Source organism: Delftia sp. K82 (assembly GCF_002193035.1).
Lineage (GTDB): Bacteria > Pseudomonadota > Gammaproteobacteria > Burkholderiales > Burkholderiaceae_C > Comamonas > Comamonas acidovorans.
Map to the genome: position 1 here is coordinate 858,311 of NZ_MYFL01000003.1, position 21,195 is coordinate 879,505.

Annotated in this window: 16 protein-coding genes; 6 read left to right on the top strand and 10 right to left on the bottom strand. The window is 67.7% G+C overall.

What is annotated here, in order from left to right; genetic code table 11:
• The 3 genes from KDK82_RS20690 (at position 1) to KDK82_RS20700 (ending at position 5,273) form a co-directional block, all read left to right on the top strand.
• The gene (locus KDK82_RS20690) at positions 1-1,596 is read left to right on the top strand and encodes a molecular chaperone DnaJ (protein ID WP_088166075.1); all 1,596 of its coding nucleotides are present in this window, start codon (positions 1-3) and stop codon (positions 1,594-1,596) included.
• Between the two features lie 292 nt (positions 1,597-1,888).
• A complete protein-coding gene (ggt, locus tag KDK82_RS20695) occupies positions 1,889-3,877 on the top strand; it encodes a gamma-glutamyltransferase (RefSeq protein WP_088166076.1) in 1,989 nt (662 codons plus the stop codon).
• 439 nt (positions 3,878-4,316) lie between these two features.
• On the top strand, positions 4,317-5,273 hold the full coding sequence (locus KDK82_RS20700) for a tripartite tricarboxylate transporter substrate binding protein (RefSeq protein ID WP_012203366.1): 957 nt from the start codon (positions 4,317-4,319) through the stop codon (positions 5,271-5,273).
• A 5-nt stretch (positions 5,274-5,278) separates the two neighbouring features.
• Here KDK82_RS20700 and KDK82_RS20705 read toward each other — a convergent pair whose 3' ends face one another.
• Genes KDK82_RS20705 through pcaB form a run of 3 tightly spaced genes read right to left on the bottom strand, consistent with a single transcriptional unit; the run spans position 5,279 to position 9,136 of the window.
• A complete protein-coding gene (locus tag KDK82_RS20705; protein WP_088166077.1) occupies positions 5,279-6,712 on the bottom strand; it encodes a lyase family protein in 1,434 nt (477 codons plus the stop codon).
• A gap of 4 nt (positions 6,713-6,716) precedes the next feature.
• Entirely contained in the window at positions 6,717-7,709 is a 993-nt protein-coding gene (locus tag KDK82_RS20710; protein WP_088166078.1) for a tripartite tricarboxylate transporter substrate-binding protein, read from the bottom strand.
• 44 nt (positions 7,710-7,753) lie between these two features.
• A complete protein-coding gene (pcaB, locus tag KDK82_RS20715; protein WP_088166079.1) occupies positions 7,754-9,136 on the bottom strand; it encodes a 3-carboxy-cis,cis-muconate cycloisomerase in 1,383 nt (460 codons plus the stop codon).
• Positions 9,137-9,233: 97 nt separating this feature from the next.
• Between pcaB and KDK82_RS20720 the strand changes: the two genes are divergently transcribed.
• A complete protein-coding gene (locus tag KDK82_RS20720) occupies positions 9,234-9,980 on the top strand; it encodes a GntR family transcriptional regulator (RefSeq protein WP_013804129.1) in 747 nt (248 codons plus the stop codon).
• Here KDK82_RS20720 and KDK82_RS20725 read toward each other — a convergent pair.
• On the bottom strand, positions 9,977-11,833 hold the full coding sequence (locus tag KDK82_RS20725; RefSeq protein WP_013804128.1) for an ABC transporter ATP-binding protein: 1,857 nt from the start codon (positions 11,831-11,833) through the stop codon (positions 9,977-9,979). The two genes, KDK82_RS20720 and KDK82_RS20725, sit on opposite strands and share 4 nt — an antisense overlap.
• A gap of 301 nt (positions 11,834-12,134) precedes the next feature.
• A complete protein-coding gene (locus KDK82_RS20730) occupies positions 12,135-13,349 on the bottom strand; it encodes an MFS transporter (protein WP_088166080.1) in 1,215 nt (404 codons plus the stop codon).
• Between the two features lie 105 nt (positions 13,350-13,454).
• On the opposite strand from KDK82_RS20730, the gene KDK82_RS20735 reads away from it, so the two are divergent.
• A complete protein-coding gene (locus KDK82_RS20735; RefSeq protein WP_088166081.1) occupies positions 13,455-14,363 on the top strand; it encodes a LysR family transcriptional regulator in 909 nt (302 codons plus the stop codon).
• A 61-nt stretch (positions 14,364-14,424) separates the two neighbouring features.
• Here KDK82_RS20735 and cysK read toward each other — a convergent pair whose 3' ends face one another.
• Positions 14,425-15,342, bottom strand: a complete 918-nt coding sequence (cysK, locus tag KDK82_RS20740) for a cysteine synthase A (RefSeq protein WP_013804126.1) — start codon at positions 15,340-15,342, stop codon at positions 14,425-14,427.
• Between the two features lie 140 nt (positions 15,343-15,482).
• On the opposite strand from cysK, the gene KDK82_RS20745 reads away from it, so the two are divergent.
• On the top strand, positions 15,483-16,418 hold the full coding sequence (locus KDK82_RS20745; RefSeq protein WP_034390463.1) for a LysR family transcriptional regulator: 936 nt from the start codon (positions 15,483-15,485) through the stop codon (positions 16,416-16,418).
• 20 nt (positions 16,419-16,438) lie between these two features.
• On the opposite strand, the gene KDK82_RS20750 is transcribed toward KDK82_RS20745, so the two are convergent.
• The 4 genes from KDK82_RS20750 to KDK82_RS20765 all read right to left on the bottom strand — a co-directional run bounded on the left by KDK82_RS20750 (position 16,439) and on the right by KDK82_RS20765 (position 21,118).
• Positions 16,439-17,809, bottom strand: a complete 1,371-nt coding sequence (locus KDK82_RS20750) for an amidase (RefSeq protein ID WP_088166082.1) — start codon at positions 17,807-17,809, stop codon at positions 16,439-16,441.
• A 50-nt stretch (positions 17,810-17,859) separates the two neighbouring features.
• Positions 17,860-18,537, bottom strand: a complete 678-nt coding sequence (locus KDK82_RS20755; RefSeq protein WP_013804123.1) for a DUF2848 domain-containing protein — start codon at positions 18,535-18,537, stop codon at positions 17,860-17,862.
• 87 nt (positions 18,538-18,624) lie between these two features.
• Positions 18,625-19,944 carry an MFS transporter gene (locus KDK82_RS20760; RefSeq protein ID WP_088166083.1) on the bottom strand — a complete coding sequence of 440 codons (1,320 nt, stop codon included), beginning with the start codon at positions 19,942-19,944 and terminating at the stop codon, positions 18,625-18,627.
• Between the two features lie 274 nt (positions 19,945-20,218).
• A complete protein-coding gene (locus tag KDK82_RS20765; protein WP_012203377.1) occupies positions 20,219-21,118 on the bottom strand; it encodes a DMT family transporter in 900 nt (299 codons plus the stop codon).
• Positions 21,119-21,195 lie beyond the last annotated feature (77 nt).

A 21,195-nucleotide genomic window follows, 5' to 3' on the forward strand; every position in this document is an offset into this window, starting at 1 on the left:
ATGACTCTGAGCGAGGCATTCGCACAACTTGGGCTGCCCCCCGACTCTGATGGGCGTGCAGTGCGCAGGGCTTACGCGCAGTTGCTCAAGGGCCTGGATCAGGTGTCCCAGCCACAGGCTTTCATGGAATTGCGCGCCGCTTACGAGCTGGCAATGGCCCATGTGCGGGCAAATGCAAATGTGCAGGAGCCTGGCGCCCAAGCGCAGCTGAATGAACCGCAGGCAGACGCATTTGTCCGAGACTCTTTGGCTTTCATTGCCAGGCCGGCACCTGGCCCGGATCGCCCTGAACATGCCGAGCCAACCAAACAGATGGAGTTGGCAGAAACTCCCGAGCCACCGGAGCCACCGGAGCCACCAGAGCCACCAGAGCCACCAGAGGATGTGGCCAACCGTGTGCTGGATGGATGGCAGTGTCGATTCCAGCCATGGGAGCTGGATGCCGCCACGCAGGAGCTTCGGATCCTGTTGAAAAGGCCGGAATTGCAGGGCTTCGACAACCGTGAGGCCTTCGAGCGGCAGCTCGCACGGCGCATCGCCGGCAGGACCTTCGGGGCGCGCAGCAGCGCCTTGCTGCTGGCCGCAGATGCCGTGTTCGACTGGCGCCGCCGAGGGGTGGGTGTGGAGCCACTCGAACACATACTGGATAGCCTGGCGCGGCTACCTCCCATGCTGCACAAAGTAGCGACAGGCTTGCTCGGCGAGCCCAATCCCGACTCTGCACGGGAGCTGCTGCTCACGCCGAGGTTTCTGGGTTACGTGGAACAGCAATGGCAATCATGGCTGAAGTGGTGGCTTCCCGAAGAGCAATTGCATCATTGGGGGTTGGCATGGCACCGGATTCCAATAGGCACGCGTGCCTCAATGGGGCTTGTGGCCGGGGCCAAGCTGGCGGGACTGGCTCTCAAGGTGCTTGGAGCGCGGCTGGCGATAGCCGGCCTGATCGTGGTGGCTGCGATTTTTGTGTTCCGCACCATTGCGGATCGCACGAGCGGAAAGCAGGTCGCGCAGGAGAAGCAGGCATGCGTCAACGCCTATGCGGATCGTCGATTGAATGGCTGGCATGACGTGCCGTCCAACAAGCTTTATTCGTTGAGGTCCTGCAGGTCGCAGGGAGTGCACACCATCCCGGATCAACGCGGCATGGATCAGGCCGAGCGCATCGCCAGGGTGCTGGTGGATCCATCGACGGGGTGGATCGATAGCAGTCCGCTCTGGGGAGACTATCTGCGCCTGAACACGAAGGATGGCCGAGCTTTCGGATTCGAGCGCGTGGGGTCGGTTCCCAGCTACTGCGCCAACATTCGGGCCTTTGCATTGGAAGGCATGTGGCTCAAGCTTGGAGACGTACCTGCGGCGACTGCCTTGGTACGGGAGGTGGCCTGGTGCCAGGCGCAGCTGCTCGCCGCCAAGAATGAGGGCCGAGACAACGCCAGGGAGAGGGTGACCTATGGAGAGCGGCATGAAAGCGATGCGCTCTGGGCATTTCTGCGTCATACGGACGCCTGGCCGGATGGGGCGCGACCTGCGTTGCCTCTCGAATCCTTGGTGCGTGGCAACACGGCAGCCGGTTTTGACTGGCGCCTGCCAACGTAGACTGTCCCGCAGACAACACAACACATGCGTCAAACATCGCAGCAGCGTTCCGAACGCTAGCGTCAGTTCAATTGCCTCGCATCCTTCATGCTCGCTAAAACAGTGCACACACTTGGTATGAAGTTTGCATGGATACCCGGTCGCTCAGGCGCCGGACGGACGTCCTGCACCGCGTGGCTGCATCTGCGCGAAGTGGTGGTGGAACGGATGTAAGCTCGCGGCAAGCCTGCGGGCGGGTGCTGCCCCAGGTGAACAAGATCAACGCATTCCACGCACCACAAGGAGACATTTCATGAAGCAACCCCCTTCCAGGCAACGCCTGCCTGCATGGCAGTGGATCGGCCTTGCGGCCGCCACGCCGCTGTTCCTCGCATCGTGCGGAGGCGGTGGCAATGGCGGATCGGGCCAGGACGACCTGGCCGCCTGCGCCATCACCTCGGGCGATGGCAGCGTGGTCGTGGGCTCGGGCCTGCCCGGTGATCCGGCCGCCCCCGAACCCTCGTCGGGCTACCGCCTCGGCAAGAAGGCCCTGCACACCTCCAAGTACATGGTGGTCACGGCCAACCCGCTGGCGTCCAAGGCCGGTTGCGAGGTGCTCAAGTCCGGCGGCTCGGCCGTGGATGCGGCCGTGGCCGTGCAGATGGTGCTGGGCCTGGTAGAGCCGCAGTCCAGCGGCATCGGCGGTGGCGCCTTCATGCTCTACCGCGATGCAGCCACGGGCAAGGTCGTGGCCTATGACGGCCGCGAGACCGCGCCGGCCGCCGCCACCGAAAACTACCTGCGCTACGTGGACGACACCGCCGACCAGACCGCGCCCAAGCCCTCGGCGCGCGCCAGCGGCCGCTCCATCGGCACGCCCGGCGTGGTGCGCATGCTGGAACTCGCGCACAAGGACTACGGCAAGACCGCGTGGCCCCAGCTGTTCAATTCGGGCATCGACCTGGCCAGCAAGGGCTTTCCCATCAGCGGACGCATGGCCGCCGCGCTGGAGGGCTCCAAGACGGAGCTGGCGCGCGATGCCGATGCCGCCAAGCTGTACTTCGATGCCCAGGGCAAGCCGCTGGCGCTGGGCGCCAAGTTCGTCAACCAGCCCTATGCCGACACGCTGCGCAGCATCGCCAATGGCGGCGCCGACGCCTTCTACCGTGGCGACTTGGCCCAGGCCATCGTCAGCAAGGTGGGCGTGACGCAGACCGTCTCGGACGGTGCGCCCATCACCCCCGGCAAGACCACGCTGCAGGATCTGGCCAGCTACGAGGCCAAGCGCCGCGAGGCCGTCTGCACCACCTACCGCGCGCGCTACATGGTCTGCAGCATGCCGCCGCCGTCGTCCGGCGGCATCGCCGTGGCCCAGGCCATGGGCATTCTGGAAAACTTCGACCTCAAGGCCTATGCGCCCACGGCCATCGATGGCGAAGGCGGCAAGCCCTCGGTGATGGGCGTGCACCTGGTCAGCGAAGCCCTGCGCCTGGCCTATGCCGACCGTGACAAGTACGTGGCCGACACCGACTTCGTGCCCCTGCCCGGCGGCTCGCCGGCCCTGATGCTGGACAAGAGCTACCTGCGCCAGCGCGCCGCCCTCATCTCCACGACCAAGAGCATGGGCACGGCCCAGGCCGGCAACTTCGGCACGCCTTCGCAGGGCGTGGTCGATGTCAAGGAGGCCGGCACCACGCACATGAGCATCGTCGATGCCAAGGGCAACGCACTGAGCATGACGACCACGGTGGAGTCCAGCATGGGCTCCTTCCACGTCACGCGCGGCTTTGTGCTCAACAACCAGCTGACCGACTTCGCTGCCATCCCCAGCACCGCCGACGGCCCGGTCGCCAACCGCGTGCAGCCGGGCAAGCGCCCGCGCAGCTCCATGGCGCCCACGCTGGTGTTCGACCTGAAGACCGACGGCACCGCCGGCGACTTCAAGATGGCCACGGGCTCGCCGGGCGGCAGCACCATCATCCAGTACGTGACCAAGACCCTGGTCGGCGCGCTGGACTGGGGTCTGGATGCCCAGCAGGCCACATCGATGGTGGACTTCGGCGCGGCCAACAGCCCGACCACCAACGTGGGCGGCGAGCACCCCAACATCAACACGGCCAATGGCGGCAACGACGATCCGCTGGTCAGCGGCCTGCGTGCCCTGGGCCATGTGGTGTCCATCAGTGCGCAGTCCAGCGGTATTGGCACCATCTTGCGGGTGCAGCGCAATGGGCAGGCGCAGCTGGAAGGTGGGGCTGATCCGCGCCGTGAAGGGCTTGTTTTGGGCGATACCGTTCGCTGATTTTGGTCTGATGATTGGCTGAGGAAGGCGCTGCTGGCAGGGATGCTGGTGGCGCTTTTCTTTTATGGGGTCCATAGCCTGCCCCTGCCGGGTGGTTGTTTCTCGAGGCCGGGCCGAGACCCGGCCTCGAGAAACAACCCCCCGGCAGGGACAAAAAAACATCCCTGAATGGCAGCTGCTCTGAAGGCATACGCCCCGTAGCTGTCACGTCAAAGACATGCCCCAATCACCGCGATGCGCACAAAAAGCAGCCCACAAACTCTGCAAACCAAGTAACCACGTCACCCTCCGCTATAGAGTTCCACTCCCCGCACCCACGCTGCGCGTTTTCCCCACAAGCCCCAACGCTACGGGCTTGCCCGAATCCATGGTTGGCATGCATCCATCTAAATTGAACAGCAGCAAGTTCGATGGTCGTGAGCCTCTGAGGAAGATGGAAATGCAAAGACGAGTGTTTGGCGCATGGATGTGCGCATCGGTCCTGATGACGGGCGCAGCATGGGCGCAGGACAGCTATCCCAGCCGCCCCATCAGCCTGGTCGTGCCCTACGGCGCGGGCGGCGTGACCGACGTGGTGGCGCGTGCGCTGGCCCAGGGCATGGGCAAGCAGCTGGGGCAGACCGTGGTGATCGAGAACAAGCCCGGCGCAGGCGCGTCCATGGGCGTGATGGAGATGCGCACGGCCAAGCCCGATGGCTACCGCCTGACGCTGGCGCCCGTGAGCATCTTCCGCCAGCCCCACATCCAGAAGGTGCAGTACGACCCGGTGCGCGATCTTAGCTACATCGCCACCTACATGACCTATGACTTCGTGCTGGCCGTGCCCCAGGACTCGCCGTTCAAGACGGTGCAGGATCTGGTCGAGTTCGCCAAGAAGAATCCGGGCGCCGTGGACTACGGCACGCCGGGCAAGTTCACGGCCAACCATGTGGTGATGGCGCTGCTGGAGCAGGCCACGGGCGCACGCTTCACGCACGCGCCCTTCAAGGGCGATGCCGAGGCGCTGAACTCGCTGATGGCCGGCCACATCAAGTCCGGCGTGTACGCCAACACGGTGCTGCCGTACCTGAGCTCGGGCAAGCTGCGCGCGCTGGCCTCGGCCTCCGAGGTGCGGCCCGAGGCCTTTGCCAACGTGCCCACGTTCCGCGAGGCCGGTTATGCCTTCGATGTGCCCTCGCCCCTGGGCATTGCCGGGCCGCGCGGCCTGCCGCCAGAGATCGTGCGCAAGCTCGAAGCCGCCATCAAGGCCGCTATGGACGACCCGGCCTTCCGCCAGGTCGTCGGCAACTACGGCGTGCGCACGCAGTTCCGCGGCAGCCAGGAGTACACGGCGTTCGCCAGGAAGGCGTTCGAGGACGAGAAGAAGATCGTGCAGAACATAGGCCTGGAGGATTGAGGCCGCTACGCGGGCGGCAGCCCGGCCATGGCCCGCAGGTCCACCAGCCGGTCGTACTCGGCCGCCGTGATCAGCCCCAGCTCCACGGCCGCCTCGCGCGGCGCAATGCCGCGTGCCATGGCCTCGCGCGTGATGCGCGCCACGGCGTCATAGCCCAGCACCGGGTTGAGCGCGGTGGCCTGCAGCAGCGAGTGGCTGACCTGCTGCTCCAGCCGCTCGGTGTGTGCCTGCAGGCCGGCCACCAGCTTCTCGGCAAACACGCGGCTGGCGTCGCCCAGCGCGCGCATGGCGCGCAGCAGGTGGTGGATCAGCACGGGCTTGGCCACGTTGAGCTCGAAGTGCCCGGCCGAGCCCGCCAGCGTGACGGTGAGGTGGTGGCCCATGGCCTGGTAGGCGGCCTGGACCACGACCTCGGCCACGGTCGGGTTGCGCTTGCCCGGCATGATGGAGGAGCTCAGCCCATCGTCGGGAAACACCAGCTCCCCCAGGCCGCAGCGCGGGCCTGAGCCCAGCAGGCGGATGTCATTGGCCATCTTGGTCAGCGAACCGGCCACCACGTTGAGTGCGCCCGAGACCTCGATGAGCGCATCGTGCGCGGCCATGCCTTCGAACTTGCAGGGGTTGGGCGTGACCGCCAGGCCCGTGAGCGCCTGTATCTCCTCGCAGAAGACCCGGTCGAATCCGGCCGGCGCGTTGAGCCCCGTGCCGGCCGCCGTGCCGCCCTGGGCCAGGCTCCACAGCCGGGGCTGGGTGGCCTGCAGCCGGTGGATGCCGTGGCCCACCTGGTGGGCGAATGTCTCGAAGCTCTGGCCCAGCGTCATGGGCACGGCGTCCATCAGGTGCGTGCGCGCCACCTTGAGCACGCCGGCAAAGGCCAGGGCGCGTTCCTGCAGGCGCTGCTGCAGCCGCTCCAGGGCGGGCAGCAGGTGGTCGCGCAGCTCCAGCGCCGTGGCCAGGTGCATCACCGTGGGAAAGCTGTCGTTGGACGACTGCGAGGCATTGGCATGGTCGTTGGGGTGGACCGGGCTGCGCGTGCCCGGGGGCTGGCCCAGCATCTGGTTGGCGCGGTTGGCGATGACCTCGTTGGCATTCATGTTGGTCTGCGTGCCCGAGCCCGTCTGCCAGATGGTCAGCGGGAAATGCGCGTCCAGCAGGCCGTCGCGCAGTTCGGTGGCCGCGGCCTCGATGGCCGCGCCGCGCTCGTCGTCCAGCACGCCCAGGCGCCGGTTGGCACGCGCTGCCGCCAGCTTCTGCAGCCCGAAGGCGCGGTACAGGCCCTGCGGAAAACGCTCCTCGCCAATGGTGAACAGCTCCAGCGCGCGCTGGGTCTGCGCGCCCCAGAGTCGGTCGGCAGGGATGTGGACGGGGCCGAAGGCATCGTGCTCGATGCGGGTATGAGCTTGGGTCTGTGCCTGGGCCTGGGTGCGTGTCTGGTCCATGGGCTCAGTCCAGCGAGATCTTCGCGTCGGCCGCCACCTTGCGCCAGCGCTCCACCTCGGCTGCCGTGTGGCGGGCCAGGGCTTCGGGCGCGTATTGATCTGCGGGCAGCAGGCGTATGCCCTGGGCGGCCATCCTGTCGGTCCAGGCCTTGTCGGCCAGGGCCTTGGTATAGGCCTGGTAGACCTTTTGCACCACGTCGCGCGGCGTGCCCTTGGGCGCGTAGATGCCGTACCAGGTGGCGGTCTCGAAGCCCGGCAGCAGCTTCTGGCCCAGCGCTGCCGCGCCCGGGAACTGGGGCATGGGCTTGTCCGAGGTGAGCGCGATGGCGCGGATGCGCTCGCCGGCCAGCTGGGGCAGGGCGGTGTTGGTCTGGTCGAACATGGCATCGACCTGGCCCGAGATCACATCGGTCATGGCCGGCGCCGCGCCCTTGTAGGCCACCTGGGTGATCTCCATCTGCGCGCGGCTGGCGAACAGCGCCGCCACCAGGTGCGAGGTCGATCCCACGCCCGCGTTGCCGAAGTTCAGCCGGCCCGGGTTCTGCTTGCCGAAGGCCACCAGCTCCTCGGCCGTCTTGTACGGGGAGTTCTTGCCCACCAGCAGCACCAGCGGCGTGTCGGGGAAGCGGAACACCGCCTCGAAGTCCTTGACCGGGTCATAGGCCAGCTTCTTGTACAGCGACGGCGCCGCGCCCATGTAGCCCATGTGGCCGACCAGGAAGCTGTAGCCGTCGGGCGCCGAGCGCGCCGCCTTGGCCGCGCCGATGGTGCCCCCCGCGCCCGGAACGTTCTCGATGATGATCTGCTGGCCCAGCTGGGTGCTGGTGCGCTGGGCGATGTCGCGCGCCATGGCGTCCGTGGGGCCGCCGGCCGCGAAGGGCACGATCCAGGTCAGCGGCTTGGCGGGGTAGCCGCCCTGGGCGTGCGCGGCCAGGGCGAAGGTGGCGGCGGCCAGGGCAAGGGCCAGGCGTGGCAGGCGGGGAAGATGGAAAGGCATGGTGTTGTCTCCTGTAGTGCTGTGTTCTGTCCTGGGCCGGGGTGTCAGCGGCCGCTGGCTGTATGGGCGCGCGACAGCGCAAGGGCGCGGTCCACCATTTGCGGGGCCTCGCCCAGGTAGTTGCGCGGGTCGGTGAGGCGCTGCAGCGCCGCGCGGTCGAAATGGGCCGTGACTTCGGGCAGTCGGGCCAGCGCATCGGCCAGCGTGCCGCCCTCGGCGTTGACGCTGCGGCACGCGGCATAGACGATGTCGTGCGCCTGCTGGCGGCCCGTGTGCGGGGCCAGGCCCATCATCACGGCCTCGGCCACGATCAGGCCGTCGGTCATGTCCAGGTTGCGGGCCATGCGTTCGGGATCGACGATGAGGCCGCCCAGCATGAAGCGCGCCTGGTGCAGGGCGCCGGCCGAGAGCACGAAGCTCTCGGGCAGGGCCACCCATTCGGCGTGCCAGGGGCCGGTGGCGCGCTCCAGGTCCTGGACCATGGCGTCCAGCATCAGGCCCGCATGCTGGCGCACGGCCTTGGAGGCGGCCAGCATCAGCTCGCTGGAGATGGCGTTGCGCTTTTGCGGCATGGTGCTGCTGGCGCCGCGCCCCGTGACGAAGGGCTCGAACACCTCGCCGAACTCGGTGGAGGACAGCAGCATCACGTCGTAGGCGATCTTGCCCAGCGAGCCGGTGACCAGGGCCAGGAAATTCACCGCTTCGGCCAGGCCGTCGCGCGCCACATGCCAGGTGGTGGCGGGCACGCCCAGGCCCAGTTCTTCCATCAGCAATTGCTGCACTTCCAGGCCCCGTCCGCTCAGCGAGGCCAGCGTGCCTGCCGCCCCCGCGAACTGGCCCACCAGCACGCGCGGGCGCAGTTCCAGCAGGCGCTGGGCATGGCGGTCGAACATGGCCAGCCAGATGGCGGCCTTGTAGCCGAAGGTGATGGGCAGGGCGTGCTGCAGGTGCGTGCGGCCGGCCATGGGCGTGTCGCGGTGGCGTTCTGCCAGGTCGGCCAGGATGGTGCGCAGCGCGGCGATGTCGGCATCGACCAGGTCCAGCGCATCGCGCACCTGCAGCACGGTGGCCGTGTCCATGATGTCCTGGGTGGTGGCGCCCCAGTGGATGTAGCGGCCCGCCTCGCCGCACTGTTTCACCAACTGGTGCACCAGCGGCAGGATGGGGTAGCCGACAATGTCGGTTTCCTTGCGCAGCAGCTCGAAGTCCAGCGCGTCGAGGCTGCAGCGCTGCGCGATCTCGTGTGCGGCCTCGGCCGGAATCACGCCGCAGCGGCCCTGGGCGCGCGCCAGCGCGACCTCGACCTCGATGTAGCGCGACACCAGCGCGCTGTCGGCGAAGATGGCGCGCATGGCGGGGGTGCCGAAGGCGTCGCGGAACAGCAGCGAATCGATGGCGGTGCTGGAGGTGAAGGACGGAAGGGTCATGGTGCGCAATTGCAATTAAGTTCGGACATATCGATATTTTTATTTATGTACGTACATTACGAACATCCGGGTTTGCCTGGGGTGAGGGCCTGCGCCCATGGCTGAGACACGCTATGCCCAGGTGGCGCGCGACCTGTCCGAGCGCATTGCCTCGGGTGAATACGCCGTGGGCGCCCTGCTGCCCACCGAGCTGGAGCTGTGCGACCGCTATGGCGTGAGCCGCCACACCGTGCGCGCGGCGATTGCCGAGCTGCAGCAGTCAGGGCTGGTATCGCGGCGCAAGAAGGTGGGCACGCGCGTGGAGGCGGCGCAGCCCCATGCGCACTACCGCCAGGCGCTGACCTCGCTGGAAGACTTGGTGCAGTTCGGCGCCACCCATGTGCGCGAGGTGCGGCGCATCGAAGAGGTGGTGCTGGACCAGGACCTGGCCGCCGAACTGGACTGCCCGGCCGGCAGCCGCTGGCTGGCCATCTGCAGCCTGCGCCGCGACGGCGCCGCGCCACACCTGCCCATTGCCTGGACCGTGGTCTATGTGGATGCGCAGCGCTTTGACACGCAGGAACTGGCCGAGCGCGTGCGCGCCGCGCCCGAGTTGCTGGTCAGCAGCCTGCTGGAGCAGCAGTACGGCCTGCGCATCGCGCGGGTGCGGCAGGCCGTGGTGGGGGCGCTCATTCCGGATGCGCTGTCGGAGGAATTGCAGGCCCCGGCAGGGTCAGCGGCGCTGAAGATCGTGCGCCGCTACCTGGATACCGATGGGGAGTTGATGGACCTCAGCGTGACCTTGCACCCGGCCAGCCGCTACACATTGCATACGCAGCTGGACCGGGATCTGGCGAGCGTCTAGCCGTTGGCGTTGGCAGCTTCCGAGCCCTGCTCTGCGAGGAAGCCGCCGCTCTGATGCGACCACAGCTTGGCGTAGATGCCGCCCAGCTCCAGCAGTTGCTGGTGCGTGCCCTGCTCGACGATGTGGCCCTGGTCCATGACGATGAGCCGGTCCATGGCCGCGATGGTCGACAGGCGGTGGGCGATGGCGATCACGGTCTTGCCGTGCATGAGGCTGTCCAGGCTTTGCTGGATGGCCGCCTCGACCTCGCTGTCCAGCGCGCTGGTGGCCTCGTCCAGCAGCAGGATGGGCGCGTCCTTGAGCATGACGCGCGCAATCGCCACGCGCTGGCGCTGGCCGCCCGACAGCTTGACGCCGCGCTCGCCCACCTGGGCGTCGTAGCCGCCACGGCCCTTGAGGTCGGTCAGCGTGGCGATGAAGTCCGAGGCCTCGGCCTTTTGCGCGGCGGCCAGCATCTCCTGCTCGGTCGCGTCGGGGCGGCCGTAGAGGATGTTGTCGCGCATGGAGCGGTGCAGCAGCGAGGTGTCCTGCGTGACCATGCCCACCGCGCCGCGCAGGCTGTCCTGCGTGACGGTGCGTATGTCCTGGCCGTCGATGGTGATGCGCCCGCCCTGGGCTTCATGGAAGCGCAGCAGCAGGTTCACCAGCGTGGACTTGCCCGCGCCCGAGCGGCCGATCAGGCCGATGCGCTCGCCGGCGCGGATGTGCAGGTTCAGGTGGTCGATCACCTGCTTGCCGCCGTCCTTGTAGGCAAAGCTCAGGTCCTCGAAGGCGATGGCGCCGTGCGTGACCTGCAGCGGCCTCGCGTCGGGTGCGTCCACGATGGTGCGCGGCTTGGTCAGCGTGAGGATGCCGTCCTGGATGGTGCCCACGTTCTCGAACAGGCCCGTCATCTGCCACATCACCCAGTGCGAATAGCCCATCAGGCGCAGCGCCATGGCGATGATGGCCGCAACCACGCCTGCGCTGGCCTGTCCGGCCGACCACAGGTACAGCGCCGTGCCCGCCGAGCCCACCAGCAGCATCGTGATCATCAGGTGGTTGACGATCTCGAACTGGCTGACCAGCCGCATCTGCGCATAGCCCGTGGACTTGAAGGCCTCCATGGCGTTGCGCGCGTACTCGGCCTCGCGGCGCGTGTGGGCGAACAGCTTGACGGTGGCGATGTTGGTGTAGGCATCGGTCACGCGGCCCGTCATCATGGAGCGTGCATCGGCCTGCTCCTTGCCGATCTTGCCCAGGCGTGGAACGAAGTAGCAGCAGGCGCCGATATAGGCGGCCAGCCACAGCGCAAACGGAATCATCAGCCGCCACTCGAAGCTGGCCGCCAGGATCAGGATGCCGATCATGTAGACGCTCACGCCCACCAGCACATCGACCACCATGAACACCACTTCGCGCACCGACAGCGCGGTCTGCATGATCTTGGTGGTGATGCGGCCCGCGAACTCGTCGGCATAGAACGACATGCTCTGGCCCAGCATCAGCCGGTGGAACACCCAGCGCAGCCGCATCGGGAAGTTGATGGCCAGCACCTGGTGCATCACCGCCGTGTGAAAGGCCAGCAACAGCACGCTGGACAGCAGGACGGCGGCAATGCCCCACACCGTGCCGCGCTGCTCTGCCCAGAAACCAGCCGGCGACACCGTGGACAACCAGTCCACCACATGGCCCATGAGGGCGAACAGCGCCGCCTCGTAGACGGCCAGCAGCGCCGAGGTGCAGGTCAGCAGCGCGATCCAGCCGCGCATGCCTTGCGTGCAGGCCCAGATGAAGGCAAAAAAGCCCTTGGGCGGGACCGTGGGCTCGACGCTGGGATAGGGCGGAACGCGTTTTTCAAAGAAACCGAACAAGATTTTTTTACTCCTTGGTCAGACCATCGTAGGCCAGAGTCGGGTTTGCCCGATGCGCGTTCAGCATGACCTTGGGCCGCAACATGTTTTGTAAGAAATCTCCACACAACTGTCATACGCCGGGCTGGGCGTCACGTCTCCGCTACACACAGGCGGCGGTCCGGGATGCGGTCGCGGCGCCAGTACGGATTGTCCAGGCCCAAGGCTGTTCACTTTGTGCGCGTGCAGACAACGCAGCATGCAGCGGCCAGCAACAATGCACGCCGCTGCGGTTGCCGGCCCTAGCTCTTCATGGAGTGGATCATGCGCAGTGCGCGTGCCTTGCTCGCCCCGAGCGTGCCATGCACAGCGCCGCCACGGCCGCCAGCATGGCCAGGCCGGCGGCAACCCGGCCCGTGGACAGAGGGCCTGCGGTCTGCAGTGCCCATCCGCCCAAAAGGGCACCCAGCGCAATGCCGGCATTGGCGGCCGAGACATTGGCCGTGCCCGCCAGGGCCTGCGCCTGGGGTGCGGATTGCATGACGCGGATCTGGCAGACCGGGTACAGGGCCGTGTTGGCCACGCCCCAGACGGCCAGCGCGACCACCAGCCAGGGCAGGGCCTGGGCCAACTGCACGGTGGCCGCCATGCCCAGGGCCAGTACCAGGCACAGCGCCGCTGTGACTCTCAGCGCGTGGCGCTCGGCCCAGCGCCCGCCCAGCCAGTTGCCGGCCAGGCCGACGGCGCCAAATCCCATCAGCCACCACCCCACGCGTGCGGGCGCCACGCCGGCGGCGCGCTCCAGGATTTCGGCCAGATAGGTATAGGCCGTGAACATGGCCGTGAAGACCAGCACCGACAGCGCAATCTGCGCCAGGAACCGGGGAGTGCGCAACACGCGCAACTGCTGCGCCAGGGGCATGCGGGGCGCGCCTTCAAGCGCCGGCATCTTCCATTGCAGGGCCAGGGCCACCAGCAGCGACAGCAGGGCCAGCAGGCCGAAGGCGCCGCGCCAGCCCACGGCATCGGCGGCCAGCGTGCCCAGGGGAATGCCCAGCAGCAGCGCCGCAGAAATGCCCAGGTAGACGCTGGCCACGGCACGGCCTGCGCGTGACGGTCCTGCCAGTTGCGCGGCGGTCTCGCTGGCCGTGCCCCAGAACACCGGCAGCGCCATGGCCGGCAGCAGGCGCGCCAGTGCCAGCACGCCCAGGCTGGGCGCCACGGCCGCCAGCGCATTGGAGCCCGCAAACAGCAGGGCAATGGCCACGAACAGGCGCTTGCGGCCCACCGGTGCCAGCCAGGCCGTGAGCGGCGGACCGGCCAGCGCCACGACCAGGGCGAACAGCGTGACCAGCTGGCCGGCCGCCGCAGCGCTGGTGCCCAGGTCGCGCGCCAGCGCCGGCAGCAGGCCGACGATCAGGAACTCCGTTGTGACGATGACGAAAGCCGCCACCGCCAGCACGGCGGTGGCGGCCTTGCCTTGGGTGGCAGGAATGGAGGGGCGGGCATCGCGGTTCAGGGATGGGGCAGAGGACATGCGCAAAGACTCCGGGGAAAAGAAACAACAGGCCCGCGAGCTTATTTAAGATATGAATTCTTATCTCGGATGAATTTTCTGCAGATACTGGAAATGGATTCTTGAATGAAAGCCGCCATCGCCATGTTTCCTTCGGAGCGTCTCAAGGGCCTCGAGGCCTTTGTCTGTACCGCAGACGCGGGCAGTTTCACGGCTGCTGCCGAGCGGCTGCACCTGACAGGCTCGGCCGTGGGCAAGGCCGTGGCCCGGCTGGAAGCCCGGCTGGCGACGCGCCTGTTTGAACGTACGACGCGGCGGCTGCGGCTGACCGATGCCGGCGAGGCCTTCTACCGCACCTGTGTGCGCGTGCTGGGCGAGCTGGAGTCGGCCGAGCAGGTGCTGGCCGCCGAGCACCTGGAGCCCGCTGGCAGGCTGCGCGTGGACCTGCCGGCGCTGTACGGACGGCTCAAGGTGATGCCGCTGCTGCTGGAGTTTGCACAGCGCCATGCGGCGGTGCAGCCCCAGGTGTCGTTCACGGACCGCTTCGTGGACGTGGTGGACGAAGGCATCGACGTGGCCGTGCGCATAGGCGGCAGCGTGCAGCTGCCTGCGGGACTGGGCCAGCGTCTGCTGGGGCGGGAGCGGCTGGTGTTCTGCGCATCGCCTGCCTATCTGGAGCGGCGCGGAGCGCCTGACAGCCTGCAGGCACTGGCCGGCCATGATGCCGTGGCCTATGGAAGGACCGATGCAGGCATGAGTGCATGGCAGAGCAGTGCCGGCGCCATTGCGGTGCAGCCGCGCATGGTGCTGGGCGATGGCGAAGCGGTGGTGGCTGCCGTGATGGCGGGCTGCGGCATCGCCCAACTGGCCACGTGGATGGTTGAGGCGCCGCTGCGCGATGGCCACCTGCTGCGGCTGCTGCCCGGCGCCGAAGTCGATGGCCTGCCGCTGCACCTGGTCTGGCCGCGCAGCCGCCAGTTGCTGCCCAAGGTGGATGCGCTGCTGCGGCACCTGGCTCAGGGCCTGACGATCTGAACGGCTCTGCCATGACAAAAGGCCCGCGAAGGGCCTTTGGCTTGCTCAGGGTGCAGGGCGGTCAGGCCGGCAGGAAGCCTTCCACCGACAGGTAGCGTTCGCCCGTGTCGTAGTTGAAGCCCAGCACCTTGGCGCCTGCGGGCAGCTCGGGCAGCTTTTGCGCAATGGCGGCCAGCGTGGCGCCCGAGGAGATGCCGACCAGGATGCCTTCCTCGCGGGCCGAGCGGCGTGCGTACTCGCGCGCGGGTTCGGCCTCGACCTGGATCACGCCGTCCAGCAGGCTGGTGTCCAGGTTCTTGGGCACGAAGCCTGCGCCAATGCCCTGGATGGGGTGGGGAGAGGGCTGGCCGCCCGAGATCACGGGCGATGCGGCAGGCTCCACGGCGAAGACCTTGAGCTGGGGGAACCTGGCCTTGAGCACCTTGGCCACGCCTGTCAGGTGGCCACCCGTGCCCACGCCGGTGATCAGCACATCCAGGCCTTCGGGGAAGTCGGCCAGGATTTCCTGGGCCGTGGTGCGCACATGCACGTCGATGTTGGCGGGGTTCTCGAACTGCTGGGGAATCCAGGCGCCGGGCGTCTGGCTGGCCAGTTCCTGGGCGCGGGCGATGGCGCCCTTCATGCCCTTTTCCTTGGGCGTGAGGTCGAAGCTGGCGCCGTAGGCCAGCATCAGGCGGCGGCGCTCGATGCTCATGCTCTCGGGCATGACCAGCACCAGCTTGTAGCCCTTGACGGCGGCCACCAGGGCCAGGCCGACGCCGGTGTTGCCGCTGGTGGGCTCGATGATGGTGCCGCCGGGCTGCAGGGCGCCGGACTTCTCGGCGTCCTCGACCATGGCCAGGGCGATGCGGTCCTTGATGGAGCCGCCGGGGTTGCCGCGCTCGGACTTGATCCACACATTGGCACCGGCGCCGAACAGGCGGTTGATGCGCACATGGGGCGTGTTGCCAATCGTTTGCAGGATGTTGTCAGCTCTCATCGGACCTCCGCGAGTTGGGGTGGTGGTTGGACAGTCGGGGGTGGCGCGCAGACACTGCGCGAAAACCAGGCATTCATTGTGCACGCAGCTGTTCTATGCATGGGCTATATCGATATGGCCTGGACGGCTAACATCGCCGCATGAATCTACGGTTCCTGGAAACCTTTGTCTTGCTGGCCGAGCTGCGCAATTTCCGCATGACGGCCGAGCGGCTGTACACCACGCAGGCCGCCGTCTCCAGCCGCATCGCCACGCTGGAGCAGGAGTTCGGCGTGCGCCTGTTCGACCGTGGCGTGCGCGAGGTCACGCTGACGGCCGACGGCGCCAAGGCCCTGGTCCATGCCGAGCGCATGCTGCGCCTCATGCGCGAGATGCGCGAGGACATGCTGGACAAGCAGGCCTATGCCGGCGTGATCCGCATCGGCGCCATCGAGTCCATCGTGCACAGCTGGTTTCCCGATTTCCTGGCGCTGCTGCAGCAGCGCTATCCGCGCCTGCAGGTGGAGATCGCCTGCGACACCACGCTGCACATGTCCGATCAATTGGTGAAGGGCCAGCTGGACCTGTCGCTGCAGGCCAAGCCCGTGACGGCGGCCGGCGTGGGCCATCTGTCGCTGGGTGAATTTCCCATGGCCTGGGTGGGCAGCCCCAAGCTGGGCATTGGCGACGAGACCCTGAGCCTGGCCGAGCTGGCGGCCTTTCCCATCATGTGCTTTGCGCGCGGCTCCGAGCCGTATGCGGTGATCGAGCAGTTGTTCTCCACAGAAAGCAGCGCCTCGGTGCACCTGAACTGCATTGCCTCGGTGGCGACCATGATCCGCGTGGTCTGCGACGGCCTGGGCGTGGCCGCCGTGCCGCCGGCCATCATCCAGCGCGAGCTGGCCGAGCAGCGCCTGCGCCTGCTGCGCGTGGACCGTGAGTTCCCCTCGCTGCCGCTGGTGGCCTGCTTTCGCAATGACCACCAGAACCCGCTGACCGAAGTGGTGGCGCGCGCGGCCGAGGAGACCGCCGCCGCCTTTGCGCTGAACCACGGCCAGGCCGTGGCGCGGCTGCCGGGCAGCGGCCTGGGCGGCTAGGCCCGAGGCCGCCTGGTCGATCAGCCCTGCGCCGAAGCCAGCAGCTGCTCCACGGCCAGGGCCACGGACAGCAGTCGCCGGTCCTGCCCGCCGAGGCCGGCCAGGCTCAGGCCCACGGGCGCCTCGCCTGCGCGGTGGCAGGGCAGGGAGATGGCGCAGCCGTCGAGGAAGTTGATCAGCGTGGGGTTGCGCAGGATCAGGCCGTTGGCGCCGAAGTAGGCTTCGTCGCTCTGCGTGAGGTCGGCGATCTTCGGGGCGACCACGGGCACGGTGGGCATGACGATCAGGTCATGGTCGGCCATCTGGGCGCTGACGGCGGCAATCCACTGCCTGCGGCGTGCCAGCAGGTCGATGTAGTCGGCCGCGCTGATGTCCTTGCCGCGCAGGATGCGCGTGCCCACGCGCGGGTCGTACTCGGACAGGCGCGTGGCGATGTGGTGGCGGTGCCAGGCCCAGGCCTCGGCGGCCGTGAAGCCGCCCTTGGAATTGATGTCGGCCAGCTCGCCGAAGGGCGCGACCACGGCATGGGTGATGTGGGCGCCCGCCTGCGACAGCAGGGTCAGCGTGCGCTCCCAGGCGGCGGCCACGGTAGCGTCCATGCCGTCCAGCACCACGTTGGTGGGTGCCAGCAGGCGCAGGCCCTGTAGTGGCGCGGCATGCAGCTCGCCCAGCGGCTCGCCGGAGAGGATGGCGTCCAGCGTGGCGCAGCAGCGCACGCTGGGGGCCAGCGGGCCGATGGAGTCCAGGTTGGCCGACAGCGGCAGCACGCCCTCCATGCTCACGCGGCGCGCCGTGGGCTTGAAGCCCGTGAGCCCGCACAGCGCCGAAGGAATGCGCACCGAGCCGCCCGTGTCCGAGCCGATGGCCGCCATGGCCATGCCGTCGGTGACCGAGATGGCCGCGCCCGAGGACGAGCCGCCCGGGATGCGGCCGCCGTCCTCGTCACGCTGCCAGGGATTGCGCGGCGTGCCGTAGTGCGGGTTGATGCCCAGGCCCGAGTAGGCGAACTCGGTCATGTTGGTCGTGCCCACGATGACGGCGCCGGCCTGGCGCAGGCGCTGCACCACTTCGGCCGTGCGCTGCGCGGGCGGTGCGTCGGCCAGCAGGCGCGAGCCGCCCAGCGTGGGAAAGCCGGCGATGTCGAACAGGTCCTTGACCGAGACCGGCAGGCCCTCGATGGGCGAGCGCGCCAGGCCGGCCGCACGCAGCACGTCGCTGGCGCGGGCCTCGGCCAGGGCCGCGCCCTGGAACACGCGCGTGAACACCTTGGGGCCTTCCCCCGACATGGTGCGGGCCAGGGCCTGCTCGGTCAGCTGCACCGAGGTGGTTTCGCCGCCATGCAGGCGCTGTGATGCCAGTTCCAGGCTGGGCAGGGGGAGGGCTTGGGTCATGTGGGAAGTCCTGTGGGTGAAGGCGGGCGTGGGCGGATCGGAGTCGGGGCTCAGGCCACGACGTCCAGCAGTTCGCTGCGGTAGCTGTGGCGGATGGAACGCTGGCTGCGGGGATCGTACAGCTCCATGGAGAACTGCGTCGAGGGGCGGATGCCACCGATGGCGCCCACCGTGCCGCAGGTCATGCCGCAGCCTGCGGGCAGCAGATCCTTGCCGCCCGTGAAGCCTGCGATCAGGTCCTGGGGCGTGCGCAGGCTGGCCAGCGTGCCTTCCTGGTAGAGCACCTCGCGGCCGTCTTCCACGATCCACGAGCGCACGACCAGCTCATCCCAGTGGCCGGCCACGTCGGCAAAGCGCCAGGCCTGGGTGGCCACGGGCTTGACGCAGGCCTGCTTGGAAAAGGCCACGCTGTAAGCTTCCAGCTTGCGGTCCGTGTGGTCGGAGGCCAGGCTCACGAACATCTCGCCTTCGTGCGTGAACACGAAGACCTCGACCTCGCCCGAGGAGTCCGGGCCCAGCACCTGCAGCGCGCTGCGCTGGCTCAGCTGGTTGCTGGAGATACGGTAGTACAGCGGCACGGCGCTGGGGCGCGGGATGCCGATGGCGGCGAGCTCCTCGATATGGTGCTCGATGGCCTCGCGGTCGCGGCCGGCCCAGCCGGCGACGATCAGGGTGTCGAATTCAGGGGCGAAGGTCTGGCCCTCGGGGGTGGTGAACTGCAGTTGCATGGCAGGCGATCCAGGAAAAAGGCGGGGCCGCAGGCCCCGGTGGGAAAGAGGAGGGGGCAGTGGCGCGCGCGGTGCGGCGCGCAGGCATCACTGCTTCTTGACGAAGAGCACGACCAGGAAGGCGGCCATGAATTCCAGCGCGGCCACGAAGTACAGGCCCGAGGACAGCGACCCCGTGCTGGTCTTGAGCGCGCCGATCATGTAGGGCGCTACGAAGCCGGCCAGGTTGCCGATGGAGTTGATCAGCGCAATGCCGCCGGCCGCCGCCGTGCCGGCCAGGAAGGCGGCAGGAATCGACCAGAACACGGGGAATGCCGCGAGGATGCCGATGGAGGCCAGCGTCAGCGCGCACAGGGCGAGCACGGCGTTGTGCAGGAACAGGCCCGTGAGGATCAGGCCCGCCGCAGCGATCAGCGCGGACAGGGCGCAGTGCATGCGGCGCTCGCCGGTCTTGTCCGAATGCATGCCGTTCCAGACCATGGCCAGCGTGCCGGCCAGGAAGGGAATGGCCGAGATCAGGCCGATCTGCAGCGTGTTCTGGATGCCGATCTCCTTGATGATGGACGGCGACCAGAAGGCAATGGTGGCGTTGCCGCTGACGATGCAGAAATACACGGCAGCGCACAGCCACACGCGGTAGTTGCGGCAGGCGTCCAGGAAGGACACATGCTTGTGGCCCCCCAGGTTCTCTGCCTCCACGGCGGCGGTCACGGCGCGCTGCTCGGCCGGGCTCAGCCACCTGGCGTTGGCGGGCTTCTCGGGCAGGTACAGCAGCACGAAGAAGCCGGCGATCACCGAGGGAATGCCTTCCAGGATGAACAGCCATTGCCAGTTGGACAGATGGCTCACGCCCTGCATGCCATTCATGATGGCGCCCGCAATGGGGCCGCCCACCGCGCCTGCAATGGCGAACGAGGTCATGAACAGGCCGTTGACGCGCGCCCGGTGGCGGGCCGGGAACCAGTAGGTCAGGTACAGCACCACGCCGGGGAAGAAGCCGGCCTCCACCACACCCAAGATGAAGCGCAGCACGTAGAACATGGTGGGCGTGGTCACATAGGCCATGGCCATGGAGGCCGCGCCCCACAGGATGGTGATGCGCGCCAGCGTCTTGCGTGCGCCGATCTTCTCCAGCAGCAGGTTGCTGGGCACTTCGAACAAAAAGTAGCCGATGAAGAAGATGCCGGCACCCAGGCCGTAGATGGCCTCGCTGAACTGCAGGTCGTCCAGCATCTGCAGCTTGGCGAAGCCGACGTTGACGCGGTCTATCCACGCCAGGATGAAGAGCAGCACCAGAAAGGGAATCAAGCGCCAGGCGATCTTGCGGTAGGTGGCGTCCATGTCGGGCGGCGATGCCTGGCCGGCGCCGTGGGCGGGGGAATGTGCGGCGGATGCCGGACTGCTCATGGGGTGTCTCCTGTCTTCGACGGTGCAGCGGGCACACGGACCGGGGCGGGGCCCGTGTGTCTTAGGGGCTTCAGGCGCTGGCGGGTCTGCAGTGAGACCGGCCGGGCGTCTGGAGCTGTTCCTGTGGCGGCAGTATCGAAAGGCGGGACAGGGCTGTCCAACAAGAAATTATGAGCAGGCCTGAATGCAAATTCTTATGGGCAGAGCTGGTGCGGGCGCCGCACCGGCATGCAGCATGCGTGCACCATTTGCGCTCGGGAAAACCCTGATTTTTTCAGGCGGTGGCGGCGGCACGCGGTGCGCGCAAAGGCTGCTTCCACAGCTCGGCCAGCAGCAGGCCGCCAATGGTCAGCACGCCGCCCACGGCGTGGTAGGCCGCCAGGGGCTCACCCAATGCCATGAAGGCGATCACGGCCGTGAAGATGGGCACCAGGTTGAAGAACATGCTGGAGCGGCCCGGGCCGATGCGCGCCACCGACATCATCCACAGCAGCGGCGCGGCGATGGAGGCCATGATGCCCGCAAAGCCCACCAGCGGCAGGTTGGTCGCGTTCAGCCCCGTGCGCGGCGCCATCAGGAACAGCGGCAGCTGCGCGATCACGGCCACCAGGATCTGCAGGTACAGCAGTTGCACCGTGGCCAGGCGCGGCATGGGCCAGCGCTTGAGCAGTATGTTGTAGACCGCATAGGCCAGCATGGCCACGAACATCAGCGCATCGCCGCCATTGAGGCCCTGGGTGAGCAAGGTGGCAGGCTGCCCCGAAGACACCACCAGGGCCACGCCCGCAATCGCCAGCACGCAGCCCAGCACGGCGCCCCGGCTCAACGCCTGGCCCAGCATGGCGGTGGACAGGCCCAGCACCATCATGGGCGTGAGCGAGCCGATCAGGCCCATGTGCGTGGCCGATGTCATATGGGCCGCGTAATAGGCCAGGCTCTGGTAGATCACCATGCCCAGCATCCCCAGCACGATGAGGCGCGGCAGCAGCGGCCGGATGTCGGCGCGCTGGCGCCAGATGGAGGGCAAAAGGAACGGCGTGAACAGCACGGCCGCCACCAGCCAGCGGTAGAAACCGATCTCGGCCGCGCCGATGCTGTCGGCCGCCATCTTGCTGACCACGGTATTGACCGACCAGATGAGCACGGCGATCAAAGGGAAAAGGTAAGACCCCATTGGAAGACTCCTAAGACTGGTCCTATGATCGTTCTGTCCGACTTGGAGTGCATCCCTGGTTTCGGACAATCGATAGC